General features: G+C 53.7%; 1 protein-coding gene. It reads left to right on the top strand.

Annotated features, from left to right (window positions below; translation table 11 throughout):
* The coding region (locus tag AN389_RS20495; RefSeq protein ID WP_160318655.1) for an Ig-like domain-containing protein at positions 1 to 218 on the top strand (218 nt) is incomplete at both ends.

Here is a 218-nt window from a genome sequence, read left to right as displayed (position 1 = left end):
GACGACTTAGGGGTAGAGCAAACCTTTACGACGACTGTGGATGCGAGCGGCAACTTCTCAGTCGAAGTGCCAAACGCATTGGCTGAAGGCCCTTACAGCATTGAAGCGACTATTAGTGATGCGGCGGGTAACAGCACTGATATCACCGGCAGCGGTAACATCGATACTACCGCACCAAGTGTGAATGTGGATGCACCAGCGCTCACCAACGACAGCAC

Origin of the sequence: Pseudoalteromonas sp. P1-7a, from assembly GCF_001401855.1 — a bacterium.
Taxonomy (GTDB): Bacteria; Pseudomonadota; Gammaproteobacteria; order Enterobacterales; family Alteromonadaceae; genus Pseudoalteromonas.
The sequence above is the reverse complement of the archived record's forward strand: the minus strand, read 5'-3'. Positions and strand labels throughout refer to the sequence as shown.